This is a genomic window from Vibrio marinisediminis (assembly GCF_014050145.1).
In the GTDB taxonomy this organism is placed as follows: domain Bacteria; phylum Pseudomonadota; class Gammaproteobacteria; order Enterobacterales; family Vibrionaceae; genus Vibrio; species Vibrio marinisediminis.
On sequence record NZ_JACFYF010000063.1, the window covers coordinates 1 to 421 of the forward strand.

1 protein-coding gene is annotated in these 421 nt (G+C 37.8%); it reads right to left on the reverse strand.

Annotated features, from left to right (window positions below):
• Positions 1-161, reverse strand: a 161-nt coding sequence (locus H2O73_RS20320; RefSeq protein ID WP_306464281.1) for a 2TM domain-containing protein, incomplete at its 3' end; no start/stop codon positions are given.
• Between the last annotated feature and the right edge of the window lie 260 nt (positions 162-421).

Below are 421 nucleotides of genomic sequence, written 5' to 3' on the forward strand. Positions count from 1 at the left end.
TAAATTGCCCAAAGTTCCTCAGTACCAGTTACGAAATTAATGACAAACAATAGGCATATTACCGACAAGTATTTGGTTAAGTGGACATAAAATTCTTTTACCTTTTTAACTTGAGCCCGTATGTGTTCTTGTTGATTAGTTGTGTGCATTGTTTGATTCATTTCACTATCCTTTTTTAACGTAAGTATCGAATACGGAGTAATGATAAATGTAGTTGTAGTGCTTGAGGTTTCTTTGCGACGAAATGCTGAAAAGGGGATGTGAAGTGTCAATAACTAGGATAAAGTGTCCACGCCTAAGGGATACGAACCAAAAAGTGACATTCTTGAGTGTCTAGTTCTCCCAAGCTCGTAAGCTAACAAGAGACTATGGCGTCAATAGTTAATTTTTGGCGCTATCTGCATCCCACATACAGCCATCT